13 protein-coding genes are annotated in these 17,025 nt (G+C 67.0%); 7 read left to right on the top strand and 6 right to left on the bottom strand.

Annotated elements, in window-relative coordinates; genetic code table 11:
• The first annotated feature begins 11 nt into the window (after positions 1 to 11).
• Both FA90_RS23755 and FA90_RS23750 read left to right on the top strand, forming a co-directional pair.
• Positions 12 to 2,378 carry a prolyl oligopeptidase family serine peptidase gene (locus FA90_RS23755; protein WP_051972045.1) on the top strand — a complete coding sequence of 789 codons (2,367 nt, stop codon included), beginning with the start codon at positions 12 to 14 and terminating at the stop codon, positions 2,376 to 2,378.
• 139 nt (positions 2,379 to 2,517) lie between these two features.
• A complete protein-coding gene (locus FA90_RS23750; protein WP_239700936.1) occupies positions 2,518 to 4,941 on the top strand; it encodes a hypothetical protein in 2,424 nt (807 codons plus the stop codon).
• Here the strand turns inward: FA90_RS23750 and FA90_RS23745 are convergent, their stop codons facing one another.
• Both FA90_RS23745 and FA90_RS23740 read right to left on the bottom strand, forming a co-directional pair.
• Positions 4,942 to 6,189, bottom strand: a complete 1,248-nt coding sequence (locus tag FA90_RS23745) for a M20/M25/M40 family metallo-hydrolase (protein WP_036173235.1) — start codon at positions 6,187 to 6,189, stop codon at positions 4,942 to 4,944. It lies immediately after the preceding gene.
• Between the two features lie 10 nt (positions 6,190 to 6,199).
• Entirely contained in the window at positions 6,200 to 7,384 is a 1,185-nt protein-coding gene (locus tag FA90_RS23740) for a urate hydroxylase PuuD (RefSeq protein ID WP_239701049.1), read from the bottom strand.
• 201 nt (positions 7,385 to 7,585) lie between these two features.
• On the opposite strand from FA90_RS23740, the gene FA90_RS23735 reads away from it, so the two are divergent.
• Together FA90_RS23735 and FA90_RS26705 are read left to right on the top strand one after the other, a co-directional pair.
• Positions 7,586 to 8,524, top strand: a complete 939-nt coding sequence (locus tag FA90_RS23735; RefSeq protein WP_036173229.1) for a LysR family transcriptional regulator — start codon at positions 7,586 to 7,588, stop codon at positions 8,522 to 8,524.
• The gene (locus tag FA90_RS26705) at positions 8,521 to 8,805 is read left to right on the top strand and encodes a hypothetical protein (RefSeq protein ID WP_156116821.1); all 285 of its coding nucleotides are present in this window, start codon (positions 8,521 to 8,523) and stop codon (positions 8,803 to 8,805) included. Before FA90_RS23735 ends, FA90_RS26705 begins: the two co-directional genes overlap by 4 nt.
• A 105-nt stretch (positions 8,806 to 8,910) precedes the next feature.
• On the opposite strand, the gene FA90_RS23730 is transcribed toward FA90_RS26705, so the two are convergent.
• Both FA90_RS23730 and FA90_RS23725 read right to left on the bottom strand, forming a co-directional pair.
• Positions 8,911 to 10,242, bottom strand: coding sequence for a sorbosone dehydrogenase family protein (locus FA90_RS23730; protein WP_051972044.1), 1,332 nt, complete (start codon positions 10,240 to 10,242; stop codon positions 8,911 to 8,913).
• On the bottom strand, positions 10,229 to 10,678 hold the full coding sequence (locus FA90_RS23725; protein ID WP_156116820.1) for a DUF2231 domain-containing protein: 450 nt from the start codon (positions 10,676 to 10,678) through the stop codon (positions 10,229 to 10,231). Before FA90_RS23725 ends, FA90_RS23730 begins: the two co-directional genes overlap by 14 nt.
• A 265-nt stretch (positions 10,679 to 10,943) precedes the next feature.
• Here FA90_RS23725 and FA90_RS23720 point away from each other — a divergent pair, with 265 nt between their 5' ends.
• Both FA90_RS23720 and udk read left to right on the top strand, forming a co-directional pair.
• On the top strand, positions 10,944 to 11,156 hold the full coding sequence (locus FA90_RS23720) for a hypothetical protein (protein ID WP_156116819.1): 213 nt from the start codon (positions 10,944 to 10,946) through the stop codon (positions 11,154 to 11,156).
• 100 nt (positions 11,157 to 11,256) lie between these two features.
• Positions 11,257 to 11,898 carry a uridine kinase gene (gene udk, locus FA90_RS23715; protein ID WP_036173223.1) on the top strand — a complete coding sequence of 214 codons (642 nt, stop codon included), beginning with the start codon at positions 11,257 to 11,259 and terminating at the stop codon, positions 11,896 to 11,898.
• Between the two features lie 21 nt (positions 11,899 to 11,919).
• On the opposite strand, the gene FA90_RS23710 is transcribed toward udk, so the two are convergent.
• Complete coding sequence (locus FA90_RS23710; protein WP_036173220.1) at positions 11,920 to 12,540, bottom strand: hypothetical protein; 621 nt, start codon at positions 12,538 to 12,540, stop codon at positions 11,920 to 11,922.
• A 155-nt stretch (positions 12,541 to 12,695) separates the two neighbouring features.
• On the opposite strand from FA90_RS23710, the gene FA90_RS23705 reads away from it, so the two are divergent.
• On the top strand, positions 12,696 to 14,441 hold the full coding sequence (locus FA90_RS23705) for an allantoate amidohydrolase (RefSeq protein ID WP_036173218.1): 1,746 nt from the start codon (positions 12,696 to 12,698) through the stop codon (positions 14,439 to 14,441).
• Positions 14,442 to 14,443: 2 nt separating this feature from the next.
• Here the strand turns inward: FA90_RS23705 and FA90_RS25305 are convergent, their stop codons facing one another.
• Positions 14,444 to 16,996, bottom strand: a complete 2,553-nt coding sequence (locus FA90_RS25305; protein WP_081934009.1) for a PAS domain-containing protein — start codon at positions 16,994 to 16,996, stop codon at positions 14,444 to 14,446.
• Positions 16,997 to 17,025 lie beyond the last annotated feature (29 nt).

Below are 17,025 nucleotides of genomic sequence, written 5' to 3'. Positions count from 1 at the left end.
AGCGATTCACGATGCGACTTCCTGCCTTTACCGTTCTTGCGGCGCTGATGGCTGCGTTCAGCAGCGCCTCCGCCGCCCCGACCCCGATCACCCTCGACCAGGCCATGGCCAATCCGGACTGGATCGGCAACCCGGTCGAAGCCGCCTGGTGGAGCTGGGACGGCAAGGACGTCTTCTATAAGCAGAAGCGCGCCGGGTCGCCGGTGCGCGACACCTGGGAAGCGGCCGGCGGCAAGCTCCGTCAGGTGACCGACGCCGAACTGGCCAGGCTGGACAGCGCGGCCATGGTCTACAACCGCGCCCGCACGCGCGCCATCATGCTGCGCAACGGCGACCTGTTCGAACGCGACCTCAAGAACGGTGCGCTGGTCCAGATCACGCGCGCCCTGGGCAGCCCGATCCGCGCCGTGCAGTATTCAAAAGACGAAAAGAGCGTGCAGTTCCGCGCCGGCGACGAGTGGTACGGCTGGGACCGCGCCGAGCGTGTGACCGGCCCGCTGGCCATCCTGCGCGCCGCCAAGGACCCGCAAGCGATCGACCCGGACGCGCAGCGCGACCTGCAGCTGCGCCTGATCGCCACGCTCAAGCGCCAGAAGGACGAGCGCGACGCCCTGCGCATGCGCGCCGAGGACGAGCGCCGCGCCGATCCCACGCGCGCGCGCGAGCCCATCTACCTGGGCGACAAGCTTACCGTGCTGGACAGCCACCTGTCGCCGGATGGCCGCTGGCTGCTGGTCGTGACCGCGCCCAAGGGCTACGACAAGGGCCGCGTCGGCAAGATGCCGCGCTACGTCACCGAAAGCGGCTATGAAGAGACCTCGGACGAGCGCACCCGCGTCGGCCGCAACGACCCGGTCCCGCACGCGCTCAAGCTGGTCGACCTGGTCACGCGCCAGATCAAGGACGTATCGTTCGACGTCCTGCCCGGCATCGCCACCGACCCGCTGGCCCAGCTGCGCGCCGAGCGCAAGCTGCCCGCCCTGAAGGGCAACCGTCCGGTGCAGGTCGGCTTCGAAGGCGAGTCGATCGTCTGGAGCCGGGACGGCAGCAACGTCGCCGTGATGCTGCGCGCGATCGACAACAAGGACCGCTGGATCGCCACCGTCGACCTGCCCCAGGGCGCGCTCAAGCCGGTGCATCGCCTCACCGATCCGGCCTGGATCAACTTCGACAACAACGACTTCGGCTGGCTGCCGGACAACGGCACGCTGTGGTACCTGTCCGAGGAAACCGGCTACTCGCACCTGTACACGCGTGGCGCGGACGGGCGCACGCGCGCGCTCACCCAGGGCAACTGGGAAGCCAGCGACGTGGCCTGGTCGGCCGACGGCCAGACCGCCTGGATGATGTGCAACCGCAAGACGCCGATCGCGTATGAAGTCTGCGCGGTCTCGGCCAGGGACGCCGGCGTGCGCGAAGTGACTTCGCTGGACGGCGGCGTCGAGGACTTCCGCCTGTCGCCCGACCAGAAGAAGCTGCTGGTGCATTACTCGAGCGCCTACTTGCCGCAACAGATCGCGACCCTGTCCTCGTCGGGCGGCGCGGCGGCCAGGCTGACCGACACCCGCACCCCGGACTACAAGGCGCGCGAGTGGATCCAGCCGCAGTTCGTGGCCGTGCCGTCGACCCACGGCGGCGCCCCGATCTGGGCCAAGGTGTACCGACCAGCCCAGATGGAGCCGGGCAAGAAGTACCCGGTCGTGATGTTCGTTCACGGCGCCGGCTACCTGCAGGACGTGTCGCAGCGCTGGAGCATCTACTTCCGCGAGCAGATGTTCAACAACATGCTGGCGCAGAAGGGCTACGTCGTGATGGCGATGGACTACCGCGCCTCGAAGGGCTACGGCGCCAAGTGGCGCACCGCGATCTATCGCCAGATGGGCCATCCGGAACTGGACGACTACCTGGACGGCGTCAACTGGATGGTCGCCAACCAGCAGGGCGACGCGGCCAACGTCGGCGTCTACGGCGGCAGCTACGGCGGCTTCATGACCCTGATGGGCCTGCTGCGCGCGCCGGACGTGTTCAAGTCGGGCGCCGCGCTGCGCCCGGTGAGCGACTGGTCGACCTACAACCACGAGTACACCGCCAACATCCTCAACACCCCGGAGCTGGACCCGGAGGCGTACAAAGTCTCGTCGCCGATCGAGTACGCGCAGAACCTGAAGGGCAACCTGCTGATCGCGCACGGCATGGTCGACGACAACGTGTTCTTCCAGGACTCGGTGCGCATGTCGCAGCGCCTGATCGAACTGAAAAAGGACCACTGGGAACTGGCGCCCTACCCGATGGAGCGCCACGCCTTCGTGCAGCCGGAAAGCTGGTACGACGAGTACCGCCGCATCTGGCAGCTGTTCGAGCGCACGCTCAAGCAGTGATCGCATCGAGCGCCGGGCCCGGTCCGGCGGCATGACGACGGCGCCCGCGTGGCGCCGTTTTTTTCGCCGCGTACGCACGGGCGCGCCTGCACGCGCGCGAGCAGGTTAAGCTAGCGGCTTGTTCACTACCGGGTTTGCCATGTCTCGTCGTCCGCCCCTGCCGCTGCTGGTTTCCAGCGCCGCCCTGCTCTGCTCCGCCACCCTCGGCGCCCTGGCCCAGTCGACCTCCGCTGACAGCCAGTTCAAGGGCTTGCCCGTCACCGGCGAGCTGGATGCGCAAAGCGTGGTCAAGGCGCGCTACGGCCAGGCGGCCGAGGCGACTGCGCCGGTCGTGCCGAGCGCGGGCAGCAACGGAGCCGGCGTCAGCGCCACTACCGGCACCATGCACATGGAGCCGCCTCATGCTGCAACGGCCGCCGCAACGGCAGCTGCAACGGCGCCCGCGCCGGCTAAACCAGCCGCGCATGCCGAGCCGGCGCCGCGGCCCTCGCCGTCGCACGGCGCGGCCGGCGTGCCGCACGGCTTTCGCGAGCTGGGCGGCTTCACCGGCGTCGCCATCGACAGCACGGACGGCGTGGCCCAGCGCGAGGTGCCGGTCACCTTCGGCCAGGTATTCGCACCGGGCGAGGTCAAGCCGGGCGAGCGCCTGGTCGGCAAGCTGGCCGGGGGCGCCACGGTGCCGCTGCAGGTCGACGTCAAGGCGCGCCACGCCGACGGTTCGGTACGCCACGCGGTGATCTCGGCGCTGCTGCCGGCGCTGGGGCCGCACAAATCGGTGCTGCTGGCGCTGGCCAAGGACGGCAAGGCCGGCGCGCCCGCTGCCGCAGCCGCAAACGCCACGAATGCCAAGGCGCTGCTCGACGAGGGCCTGCGCACCTGCGTCAGCGCCACCATCGACGGCCAGGCCTGGTCGGCCTGCGCCGACAAGCTGCTGGCCGGGAAGCAGGCCACGGCCTGGCTGGCCGGTCCGGTCAGCCGCGAATGGCTGGTCGACGCGCCTTTGACAAACGCCAAGGGCGCCGAACATCCGCACCTGGCCGCGCGCTTCGCGGTGCGCTGGTATCCGGCCGCGCACAAGGCGCGCGTCGACGTCAGCGTCGACAACGACTGGGCCTACGAGCCGGACCCGCACAACATCAAGTACGACGCGCGCGTCACCCTCGCCGGCAAGGAGGTGTACGCCAAGCCGGGCCTGAACCACCTGCACCACGCGCGCTGGCGCAAGGTATTCTGGTGGGGCGATGCGCCCGCCGTCGCGCTGCGCTACGACAGCGTCTACCTGGACGCCACGCGCGCGGTGCCGCACTACGATCCGTCGGTCGTGGTTTCAAGCTCGGCGCTGGGCGAACTCGGCGCGCGCATGAGCGGCAAGGCCATCGAGCCGATGGGCCCGGGCATGGCCACGACCTACATGCCCACCACCGGCGCGCACAACGACATCGGCCTGCTGCCGTCCTGGGCCGCGATGTACCTGCTGAGCATGGACCCGCACGCGGCGCTGGCCACCTTCGGCACCGCCGACCTCGCCGGCAGCTGGCCGATCCACTACCGCGACAAGAAGACCGGCCGTCCGGTGAGCCTGCTCGACCATCCCTACATGACGCTGCTGGGCCACCCCGGCGACACCGTCAACCCGGCCACCGGCAAGCAGGAAAAATTCCCCGATTGCGCCCAGCATGCATGCGACACCGAGTACACGCCGGACGTTCCGCACCAGCCGAGCCTGGCCTACGTGCCCTACCTGCTGAGCGGCGATTTCTATTACCTGGAAGAGCTGCAGTTCTGGGCCAGCTGGGATGCGTTCAGCTCGAACCCGGGCTACCGTGACAACGTCAAGGGCCTGCTCAAGCCGGAGCAGGTGCGCGGCCAGGCCTGGGGCCTGCGCACCCTCGGCGACGCGGCCTACGCCACGCCCGACAACGATCGCCTGAAGAGCTACTTCACCAGCGTCGTCAAGCACAACATCGACTGGTACAACGGCGAATACACCGACAACCCGGCCGCCAACAAGCTGGGCGTGATCGTCAACGGCTACGCCATCGTGTACAACAACGGCACCGGCCTCGCGCCCTGGCAGGACGACTTCTTCACCTCGAGCGTCGGCCACCTCGCCGACCTCGGGTTCAAGGATGCCGGGCGCCTGCTGGCATGGAAGGCGCGCTATCCGGTCGGGCGCATGGTGGCGCCGGGCGTGTGCTGGGTCGACGGCGCCAGCTACGAGATGACCGTGCGGCCCAAGGACAACGCCCCGCTGTTTGCGACGCTGGCCGAAGCCTACAAGGCCAGCCACGCGGCCGACATCCTGTCCCTGCCCTGCGGCAGCCCGGAGATGGCGATGAAGTTCAAGCTGCGTCCCGGCTCGATGAACAACCTGCCGGATGCGAACATGGGCTACCCGTCCAACATGCAGCCGGCGCTGGCGTATGCGGCCGACGTCGCCGGCGCCCCGGGCAAGGAAGCGTGGCGGCTGTTCATGGCGCGCAGCGTCAAGCCGGACTACGGCAACGCGCCGCAGTTCGCGATCGTGCCGCGCGGGGTGAAGGCGGACCCCAAGAAGGACTAATCAGGCCGCCAGCAGGTCGAGCAGGGTCAGCGCCACTACCTTGGTGGCGCGCCGCAGGTCGTCCAGCAGCAGGCGCTCGTCCGCCTTTTTCGCGTTCGATTCCGGCACCGTGCGCGGACCGGCGCCGTACAGCACGGCCGGGATGCCGCGTTCGCCGTACAGGCGAGCATCGGCGTACAAGGGCGTGCCCAGGGCCGGGATGTCCTCGCCAATGACGTCGCGCGCGTGGCGCTGCAGGCTGGCCACCAGCGCGCTCGACCCCGGCAACGGGCGCAACGCCTGCGACAGCAGCAGGCGCCGGATCTCCAGGCGGATGCCGGGCACGTCGCGCACCGCGTCTTCGATCAGCGCGCGCACCTGGGCTTCGACCGCGGCCGGGTCCTCTTCCGGGATCATGCGGCGGTCCATCTTCATCACGACCTTGCCCGGCACCACGTTGGTGTTGGTGCCGCTGTCGATGCGGCCCACCAGCATGGTCGGCGAATCGATGCCGGGTACGGTCGACTTGATCTTTTTCAGCTCGGGCAGCTGGCCGTAGATCGCGTTGAGGATGCGCGTCGCGGCCTGCAGCGCGTCGATGGCGGTCTCGGGCATCGCGCCGTGGCCGGCCTTGCCGTGCACCGTGATCTCCAGCTGCAGGCAGGCATTGTGCGCGGTGACGATGTTGTAGGCGAAGCCGGCGGCGATCACCATGTCCGGCTTCGTGAGATTCTGTTCTAGCAGCCAGCCCGGGCCGAGCAGGCCGCCGAATTCCTCGTCGTAGGTGAAGTGCAGCTCGAGCGCGCCTTTTAACTCCACCCCGAGCGCTTCCAGCGCGCGCGCGGCGAACACGTAGGTCGCGAAGTCGCTTTTCGAGACCGCGGCGGCGCGGCCGTAGATGAAACCGTCTTCGACCACCGCGCCATACGGCGGCTTGCTCCAGCCCTCGCCCGGCGGCACCACGTCGCCGTGGGCGTTCAGGGCCACCGTCGGACCGTCGCCAGCGTCCTGGCCATATTGGCGGCGCACGATCAGGTTGGTGATGCTCTGCATGCCGTAGTCGCGCACCCGGTCGACCGGCACGGCGTGCTTCTCGGCGTGCCAGCCATAGGCATGCACCTTGTCGGCGACCATGTCGGCGTGCGGCGCGTTGTCGCCCGGCGGGGTGTCGGTCGGGACGCGGATCATGTCCTGCAAGAACGCGACTTCCTCGTCGAAGTGGGCGTCGATCCAGGCCAGCAGGCGGTCCTGCGTTTGTGTGTGTGCCATCGTGTCCGTATTATTGAGTATGGGCGCCGGCCTGGAACCAGGCCCCGAGCTGGGCGCGCTCGGCATCCGTCATGTTGGTCATGTTCGCCAGCGGCATGGCCTTGAGCTGCACCGCCTGCTGGTAGATGCGCGCGGCGTTCTGCTTGACGCCGTTGGCATCGTCGAGCATCACCCCGGCCGGTGCGCTGGCGAAGCCCGGCTGGGTCGGATGCGCCGCATGGCAGGCCACGCAGCGCTGCTGGATGATGGTCTGGACCTGGGCGAACTGGACCTGGCTCGCGCCCGCGCTCGTGCGCGCGCCGGTGATTCCGGGCGGTTCCGGCATCAGCGCCACGAACACGCCGAGCAGGATCGCCACGCCGATCGCCGGGTAGCGCCATTCGATGCGGCCCTTGTGGCGCAGGTTGAAGAAGTGGCGGATGAACACGCCGGCCGCCATGATCGCTCCCAGGACCGCCCAGGCGTGGGCGTGGCGGTAGGTCATCGCGAAGTGGTTGCTGATCATGATGAACAGCACCGGCAGCGTGAAGTAATTGTTGTGGACACTGCGTTGCTTGCCGCGGATGCCGTAGACCGGGTCCGGCTTGCGTCCGGCCGTCATCTCGCCCACCATCTTGCGCTGGCCCGGGATGATCACCATCGCCACGTTGGCGACCATGATGGTGCCGATCATCGCGCCGACGTGGATGTAGGCCGCGCGCCCGCTGAGGAAATGCGTCAGTACCCAGGCGGCGCCGACCAGCAGCGCGAACACCACCACGCCGAACGCCAGGCCGTGCCTGCCCAGTTGCGAGCGACACAGCAGGTCGTACACGACCCAGCCCACGACCAGGCTGCCCAGGCCGATGCCGATCGCCTGCCAGGACGTCAGGTCGGCGACGCTTTTATCGACCATCATCGCGTAGGCGTTGAAGTAGTACACCACGGTGAGCAGCGCGAAGCCCGACAGCCAGGTCGAATAGGCTTCCCACTTGAACCAGTGCAGCTCCTTGGGCAGCTGGGCCGGGGCGACCATGTATTTTTGCGGGTTGTAGAAGCCGCCGCCGTGCACCGCCCACAGTTCGCCGGAGACGCCCTTGTCGGCGAGGTCCGAGCCGGGCGCCGGCGGGCGCAACGAGTTGTCGAGCCAGACGAAATAGAAGGAGGCGCCGATCCATGCGATGCCGGTGATGACGTGCAGCCAGCGGATCAGCATGTTCAACCATTCGAGCACATACGGCCCGAGCCAGGCATTGAAAAGTTCAAGCACCGCCATACCGCTCCTTCCTGGTTAGGACTGCATAGACACATCATCAACTATTAACAGACGATAAACCGGTTCGGATTTATTTCATATGAAAAATACCGTATATTCGACATAGTCCGCCGCATATACGCAACAGTCGACCTTTCTTCCATGAGCAGCCTGCCCCAACACCTCGACCTGCACCTGATCCGCATCCTTTATCTGCTGCTGGTCGAAAAGAACGTCTCGCGCGTGGCGCTCAAGCTGAACCAGCCGCAGCCGTCGATTTCGGCCTCGCTGCGCAAGCTGCGCGAACTGACCGGCGACCCGCTGCTGGTGCGCGGCGCGCGCGGCATGGTCCCGACCCAGCACGGCGAGAGCCTGCTGAAACCGGCCAAGCGCATCCTCGACGAGACCGAGAGCCTGTTCATCAAGAAGTCGCCGTTCCTGCCCGAGGAAGCAGCGCGCACCTGGCATATCGCCGCGCCGGACTACCTCGACACCCAGTTCCTGCCCAACGTGGTCGCCTCGATCCGGCGCGGCGCGCCCAACAGCCGCGTCGCGATCCACCACCTCGGCAGCGGCAACGACTACCTGCGCATGCTGTCCGACGGCGACATCGACCTGGTCATCGCCAACTGGGACGAACCGCCGGCGCACCTGCACATCTCCAAGCTGTTCGAAGACCCGATCATCTGCACCATGCGCGCCGACAGCGCCTACGCGCGCCGCACCGCGAGCGACGCGATGACGATCGAAGATTACCTGTCGCTGCCGCACGTGGCGCCGGCCGCCATGCTGCCCGGCTACCACGGCGTGATCGACAGCTTTCTGGAACGCCAGGGCATGCAGCGCAAGGTGGCGGTCGAGTCGCCCTACTTCGGCCTGATCCCCTACATGCTCACGCAGACCGACCTGGTGCTGACCACCGGTCGCCAGTTCATCCGCTTCTATGAAAAAACCCTGCCGCTGAAGAACTTCAGTGTGCCCGTCAAGTTCCCGCCGATGCGTTTTTACCAGCTGTGGCACCAGCGCGTGCACCAGTCGACCGAGCACAAATGGCTGCGCGACCAGGTGACGGCGGCGGCCCGGGCGCTGGTCAAAAGTTGATCTGGATCTTCATGCTATGCGCCGCGCTCAGCCCGTTGGTCGGGGCCGGGATCCTATGGGCGCTGCGCACGAAGCGATGGCGATATGCCGGGGAGCGTGCGGGCACGACGGGAGGGATTTTTGCGGCTAAATTTGTCGTGACTTATGTCGTTCTGCACGTCTTGTTCGGCAACGAGATTCCGATTCGGCCGATGTCGATCGCAGTCGCCGGTGGCGCCGGTTTTACGGCCGGCGCACTGTTCACCTGCGCATGGATGTGGTTCAGGCCGCGCAGCGACTGAGCGCCATGGTGGCTCGAACAGACGGGTGCCGCCTGCTGTTCCGACAACTGCCGGACAGCAGGCCGTGTTCCGGGCGCGCCATGTCATTGGCGCCCCGGAGCTTCATCACTGCCCGGCGCTCGTGACGCGCCAGACCACGTTACCGACGTCGTCGGCGATCAGCAAGGCGCCCGCGGCGTCCTGCGCCATGCCGACCGGCGCGCCGTACAGCTGCTTTTCGTCGGCCGAGTGGAAGCCCGACACGACGGTCTGGGCAGGTCCGCTCGGCATGCCGTTTGCGAACGGCACGTAGACGACCGCGTAGCCGCTCAGCGGCGTACGGTCCCAGCTGCCGTGCTCGGCGATGAAGGCGCCACTCCGGTACTGCGCCGGCAGGCCGGTGCCGGTATAGAACCACAGGCCCAGCGCCGCCACGTGCGATCCGAGGGCGTAATCCGGCTTGATGGCTTTCGCGACCATGTCCGGCCGCTGCGGCTTGACGCGCTGGTCGACGTGCTGGCCGTAATAGCTGTAAGGCCAGCCATAGAAGCCTTTCTCCTTGACCGAGGTCAGGTAATCGGGCACCAGGTCGGCGCCGATTTCATCGCGCTCGTTGGCGATGGCCCAGAGCTTGCCGGACTGCGGTTCCCATCCCAAACCGGTGGGATTACGGATGCCGGACGCGAATATACGGCTGGCCCCGGTCGCCGCATCCATTTCGAGAATGTCGGCGCGCCGGTATTCGACTTCGAGGCCGTTTTCGGTGATATTGCTGTTCGAGCCGATGCCGACGTAAAGCCTCTTGCCATCCGGGCTGGCCAGTAGCGCCTTGGTCCAATGGTGGTTGACGGTGCTGGGCAAGTCGCCCAATTCGGTGCCCGGATCGGACATCCTGGTTTCACCCGGCGTGTAGTGGTATTTCATGATGTTGCCGGTGTTGGCGACATACAGGGTATCGCCCACCAGCTGGATACCGAACGGCGAGTGCAGGTGCTCGATATACACGTGCTGCTCCCACTCGCCGGTCGACCCGGCTTTCTTGCGCAGCAGCGTGACGCGGTTGCCGCCCTTGCCGCTTTTGCCCGAACGGCCCTTGACCATGCCCGCGATCAGCTGTTTCGGGCTCGTGACCGCTTCTTCGCCCGGACCGTTCCCTTCGACCACCAGGATGTCCTGGTTCGGCAGCACCAGCAGCTGGCGCGGGTGCAGAAGTCCCGAAGCGATCTTCTCGATCTGCAGGCCGGACACGACCTGGGGCTTTGCATTGCCCTTCCAGCCCACGCCTTCCGGAACCTGCATCGGCGGCACCAGGAAGTCCTGCGCTTTGGGCAGTTCCGGGTTGCTTCCCAGTTGCCGGGAGAGGTCCACTTTGGCTTTTTCGTCGCATGCCGCCAGCAGAAGCGCCAGACTTGCCACTACGCCGACCTTGAACCGCCAATTTTGTTTATGCTCGTTCATTGTTGAATTCCTTGTAGGTCACGTTCCTCCCGGACAGAATGATCCGGCCGATCGCCAGCGTGGCAACCGTCACGATGGACAGCCACAGCCCATCGGGCATCGCCGCATAGGCGTCGCGGCTATGCACGAATGCATTGACGATGGCGGCGACGATGCCGACCACGTTGAGCCAGAAATTGGCGGCCTCGCCGTGCATGCGGCCGCGGCGCTTGTTGAACCAGACGTTGTACAGGTTGATCAGCTCCGGGATGATGGCGAACACCAGGCCGATGCTGACGAGCCAGGAAGCACCCTTCACCCACAATATCTCCGCGGTGTTTGCGTAGATGATGTCGAAAATCAGGGTAGCCACGAAGAAGCCGAAAGGGATCGGATCCAGCAGGTCGAACAATGCCGATCCCAGGCTGAATCTGGTGGAACGATGGTTTGCCATCATGATGCTGCCCCCTCGGGAGATTTGACCGGTAAACACGTTTGCATGAGCACTCCTTGTCCGTTAAATGTGGTCGCTTATCTGTCCTGCCATGTTGAACAGAATATAACGCCAACCACATTTCGTGCAGCACGGTTGACTGCGGCTCCCAAGGCTGCGCTGTCCGGCTGATCGTACGGCATGTCCTACACGGCGACTTGGACCCATCCTATTTTGAACACGGGCAGCCGCGTCCATGATTGGTGCACACACAAGGGGAGGAGCAATCATGAAGACTTACCAAGGCATTCTCATCGCAGGAATGATGGCCATGGGCCTGGCCGCTTGCAGCTCGACGGACATGAACACCACCCGCGTCGGCACGCAGGACGCGGCCAACGCAACGGACCACGTCAACGGCACCAACGGCGGCGGCGCCGACAATTCGATGGGCAACAGCGCCGGCACCGGCAACAACGGCGTCGGGGCGAACAGCCGCTGAGGGTCCTGCCCGGCGTGCAGGCGTCGCAAGATCGCCTCACGCCAGTGGCAAGAGCACCCTGCCCCTGTCGGTTCGCGCGCCGCTCCGGTATCATGCGAGGATGAATCAGATTCCCTTCCAACCGTTTGTCATTGGAGTCGCCGGCGGCAGCGGCAGTGGCAAGTCAACGGTGACCCAGCAGGTGTTGTCCTCCTTCGGCACGGAGATGGTCTCGGTGGTGATGCAGGACGACTACTATCGCGACCAGACCGACCTCACGCTCGAAGATCGCCGCAAGACCAATTACGACCATCCGCACGCCTTCGACTGGCCGCTGCTGGTCGAGCACGTCCAGTCCTTGCGCAATGGCGAAACGATCCAGATGCCGGAATACGACTTCACGATCAGCAACCGCTCCGGCAAGACCATCCCGGTCAAGCCGGCTCCGGTGATCGTGATCGAAGGCCTGTTCGCCCTGTACGACGCGGACTTGTGCAAGATGATGTCGCTGAAAATTTTCGTCGACACCGCGCCCGACGTGCGCTTCATCCGCCGTCTGCAACGCGACATCGCCGAGCGCGGCCGCACCATGGACAGCATCGTCAAGCAGTACATGGACACGGTGCGCCCGATGCACAAGCAGTTCATCGAGCCGACCAAGCGCCACGCCGACGTCATCCTGCCCCACGGCGCGAACGGCCCGGCGGTCGACGTCATCACCACCAAGGTCGCCAGCGTCATCGGCCAGCTCAAGCGTTCGTGATCCCTGCGGGGGGAACGCGTCTCAGTTGTTCAGGCCGAACGCTTCCCACCCCTGCGGCGTGAGCTTGACGTACATCTTTTCCTTTTGCGCGCGCTCGCCGTCGATGGTCCGGCCCAGGTCGGGGAAGGCTTCCTTGAACTGCGGCTTGCGCGCCCAGTCGACCACGTTCGACAGCTTGTAGGTGTAGATCACGCTGGACTCCTCGTGGTCGCCCACCTTGGCCGGATCGTCCCAGCGCAGCACCTTGCTCAGCGACTTGCGGCCCCAGCAAAGGCGCGGCTTCTTGCCCGGGTCCGCGCGCAGATACGGCCTGGCGGCGTCGAGCATCTGGTAGCGCCTGACCTTCACCCCGCTCGACGTCGTGTCCTCGCCCATGGCCAGGCCGGCTGCCTCCAGCGCCGCCATCTGGCCGGCGGCGTTATCCGGGTACAGCTTCTGCTGGCGGATGTCGGTCTCGTACACGTCGACCGGCCAGCTCACCGGGTCCAGGCACAGCTCGCCCTTCTTGTCGAGATACTGGGTGACGGCGATGCCGAAATTCTTTTCGTTGGCGGAAGTCTTGCTGTCGCAGGCGGACAGCGCGGCGCTCAGTACGGTCACCGAGGCGGCCCCGAGGATGAAGGAGATGGCGGTCTTTTTCATGGTGATGTCATTGTACCAAGACAGCGGATTGCGCTGTCGTGCGATCGTGCTCGTCCGTGCTATATGCCACGGCTGAATTCGCACATCAGCAGTGACGTATATCCCGCAGTGTTGCAGGATTTATCATCGACTGCTCCAATCGGGAACCCCAGGCCATGACCACTCTCCAGGATTTGAACGCGTTCGACCCAGCCGCCTTCGTCAACGCGCTGCACGGCATCTACGAGCATTCGCCCTGGATTCCCGAGCGCGCCGCAAGAAGCCGGCCGTTTTCCAGCCTGGCCGCCCTCAAGCTGGCGCTGCAGGACGCGGTCGAGCTGGCCAGCGAAGACGAACGCCTGTCTTTGCTGCGCGCCCACCCCGAGCTGGCCGGCAAGGCCGCGATCGCCGGCGCGCTGACCGCGGAATCGACCGGCGAGCAAGCCGCTTCCGGCCTGAACCTGTGCAGCCCGGACGAATACGCGCTTCTACAGCGCCTGAACGCCGACTACAACGCCAGATTCGGCTTTCCCTTCATCCTCGCGGTCAAGGGGCCGACCGGCAAGGGCCTGACGCGCCAGGCCATCATCGCCACCTTCGAGCGGCGCCTGAAGAACCGGGTTGACACCGAGCTGGCGGAAGCGCTGCGCCAGGTGCAGCGCATCGCCGAGATCCGCCTGAACGCGCTGCTGAACGTCCAGCTGGCCTACGGCGCGGCAATCATGGACTGGGCCGAGCAGCTGGGCGCCATCAGCGACGACGAGCACGGCCTGACCTGCGCCTACATGACGCCGGCGCACCGGCGCACGGCCGCCCTGCTCGCGCAGTGGATGCGCGAGGCCGGCATGCAGGTGCACGTCGACGCGGTCGGCAACGTGGTCGGGCGCCATGCCGCTGCCGACCCGCAGGCGAAAGCCCTGATCACCGGTTCGCACTACGACACCGTGCGCAACGGCGGCAAGTACGACGGACGCCTCGGCATCCTGCTTCCGCTCGCGCTCGTGCGCGCGCTGCACGCGCGCGGGGAGCGCCTGCCCTTCCACCTCGATCTCATCGGCTTCGCGGAAGAAGAAGGCGTGCGCTTCCGCTCGACCTTTCTCGGCAGCAGCGCGGTGGCCGGCGCCTTCGACATGGCGTTGCTCGATCGGCTGGATACCGACGGCGTCACGATGCGCGCCGCGCTGAAAGCGGCCGGGCACGATCCGGCGGCCATTCCCGGCATCGCGCGCAGGCGCGAGGACGTGCTGGGCTACGTCGAAGTCCACATCGAGCAGGGACCGGTGCTGCTCGAGCGCGGACTGCCGCTGGGCGTGGTCGGCGCGATCGCCGGCAGCTCGCGCTACCTGGTCGACCTGGGCGGCCTGGCCAGCCACGCCGGCACCACCCCGATGACGATGCGGCGCGACGCCGCCGCCGCGGCCGCCGAGATCGTGCTGCTGGTCGAGCAGCGTTGCGGGCGCGAGGATGCGCTGGTCGGCACCGTCGGCCAGCTGAGCGTGCCAGACGGCTCGGTCAACGTGGTGCCGGGCCGTTGCCGGCTGTCGCTCGACATCCGCGCAGCCAGCGACGCGGTGCGCCAGGCGGCTGTCGCAGACGTCATGGACGGCATCCGCGCCATCTGCGAACGGCGCGGCATCGACTACGGCGTCGAGACGCTGCTCGAGGCCGCCGCCGCGCCGTGCGCGCCGCGCCTGATGGACCAGCTGGGCGCCGCGCTCGAACGCGCCGGCCTGCCGCGCTTCGAGCTGCTGTCCGGCGCCGGCCACGACGCCATGGCGCTGGCGAGCCTGACCGAGGTGGCGATGCTGTTCACGCGCTGCGGCAACGGCGGCATCAGCCACAACCCGCTCGAGACCATGACCGCCGACGACGCCGACGTCGCGGCGGCCGTGCTGCTCGACTTCCTGCGCAGTTACCGCTGAGTTCAGGCGTTCCGGTCCGGCGCCACCACGATGGCGCCGACCCGGTCGCGGAATTCCTTGAGCGCGAACGGCTTCATCAGCATGTGTACGTCCTGGCCCAGCATGTCGGCGTTGAGCACGTTCGATTCGGCGTAGCCGGTGATGAACAGTACGCGGATGGCGGGATGGTTGGCGCGCACCGCGTCCGCCAGCTGGCGGCCGTTCATCCCGCCCGGCAGGCCGACGTCGCTGACCAGCAGGTCGACCTGGTCGATGTGGCGCAGCTTGGCCAGCGCGGTGGCGGCGTCGCCCGCCTCGAACACGGTGTGGCCGGCGTCGCGCAGCACCTCGCCCAGCACCTGGCGCAGCGCGGTCTCGTCGTCGACCAGCAGGATGGTCGCATTTCGAACAGGGGCGGCGGCGTCGCCGGGAGCCACCGATGCCGCTTCCTCGTCGCCAGCCGCGCCGTAATGGCGCGGCAGGTCGATATGGATCGCGGTGCCCTTGCCTGGCCGGGATTCCAGGCCCACGTGGCCGTTGCTCTGGTTGACGAAGCCGAACACCATCGACAGTCCCAGCCCGGTGCCCTCGCCCTGCGGCTTGGTGGTGAAGAAAGGCTCGAAGGCGCGCGCCGCCGTCTGCGCATCCATGCCGGTGCCGTTGTCGACCACGCTGATGCGGATGCATTCGCCGGACGCCAGCCCCGACGGGTGGTTCGGCAGCGCGCAGTGGACGTCCGCGGTGCGGATCAGGAGGCCGCCGCCGCCGGGCATCGCATCGCGCGCATTGATCGCCAGGTTGAGGATGGCGTTTTCCAGCTGGTTGGTGTCGCAGAAACTGACCGGGCAGGCGCTGTCCAGCCGCAGTTCGACCCCGATCGCCGGTCCCACGGTGCGCGCGATCATCTCGTGCATCGAGGTGACCAGCCCGTTGACGTCGGTCGGCCTGGGGTCGAGCGTCTGGCGGCGCGAGAACGCCAGCAGGCGATGGGTCAGCGTCGCCGCGCGGTGCGCCGCGTTCGCCGCGCCATCGAGATAGCGATGCAGGTTGGCGGTGCGCCCGCCCTGGAAATGCAGGCGCGCCAGCTCGATGTTGCCGACGATGGTGCCGAGCATGTTGTTGAAGTCGTGCGCCAGGCCGCCGGTGAGCTGGCCGATCGCTTCCATCTTCTGCGACTGGCGCAGCGCATCCTCGGCCTGGCGCAGGTCGGCGCGGCGCTGCTTCTCCTCGGTCACGTCGCGGCCCGCCATGTACAGCAGTTTGCCTTGCGCGACCACGGTCCAGGACAGCCAGCGGTAGCTGCCGTCGCGATGGCGGCTGCGGATCTCGTGACGGGTCACGGTCTTGCCCGCCGCCAGCTGGGCCATCACGCCGGCCAGTTCGGCGCGCTGGTCGGGATGCGCGAAATCGGCGAAGGGCGTCACCTGCAGTTCGTGCTCGGTCCAGCCGAGGGCCTCGGTCATGGCCGGATTGCAGCTGATGAAGTAGCCATCGATGGACGCGATCGCGAGGATCTCCTGCGCCATGTCCCACAGGCGGTCGCGCTCCGCGGTGCGCACGCTGAGCATGGCCGCCAGCTGCTCGTTGGCCTCGCGCAGCGCGGCCTCGGCGCGCGCGCGTTCGACCACGTTCCAGATGCGCTCGGCCATGTCTTCGGCCAGTTCGATCTCGTACTGCGTCCAGTTGCGCTTGCGGCGGTGGTTGACGATCAGGATGCTGCTGAGCCGCCCTTCGCGCAAGACCGGCACGCTGATCTCGGCGCCCACGCCGAGCGCCTGGAAGTGGCGCGCCACCTCCGGATCGGCGCTGCCGAGCTGCGCGCCGATATCCTTGCACACGCTGGTGCGGCCGGCGCGCAAGGTGGCGAACAGCCCGGCGCCGAAATCGGCGGCCTCGAAGCGGCCGTGCAATTCCTCGACCGTGCCGTCGGTGTAATTCGAATGGAACACGCCCTGCTCGCCATCGTTCATCATCTCGCTGAACAGCACGCGGCTGACACCGAGCTCTTCGCCCAGCAGGCGGCTGGCGCGGCGCACGATCTCGTACGGGTCGGCCAGGCCGCGCAGCTGGTCCGCCATGCGCACCTGGAACGCGAGGCGGCGCTCGGTGGTCACGCGCCGCGTGGTATCGGTGCCGGTGCCGTACAGGCCGACGATGGCGCCGCCGTCGTCGTAGATCGGGGAATACGAAAAGGTGAACCAGGTCTGCTCGTGGCGGCCGTTCCTGAACATGACCAGGGGCATGTCCTCGACATGGATCGACTCGCCGGCGAGCGCACGCTCGATCAGGGGGGCGAGCTGCGGCCACAGCTCGGGCCACACGTCGCGAAACGGCCGGCCCAGCGCCTGCGGATGCTTGTCCTGCAAGAACTGGACATAGGGTTGGTTGTAGATCAGGCCGAGCTCGGCCCCCCAGAACACGAACATCGCATTCTTGGCGTCCAGCATGAGCCGCACCACGGTCCGGATCGCAGCCGGCCACGCGCCCGGGACGCCAAGCACGGAGGCGCCCCAGTCATGGCGCGCCATGCGCAGGCTGAGCTCATCGGTAGCGGTGAACAACGGGGCTGAATCCATCGAAACCTTTGTCGATCGGGCGCCGGGAC

Origin of the sequence: Massilia sp. 9096, assembly GCF_000745265.1 — a bacterium.
Classification (GTDB): domain Bacteria; phylum Pseudomonadota; class Gammaproteobacteria; order Burkholderiales; family Burkholderiaceae_D; genus Telluria.
The sequence above is the reverse complement of the archived record's forward strand: the minus strand, read 5'-3'. Positions and strand labels throughout refer to the sequence as shown.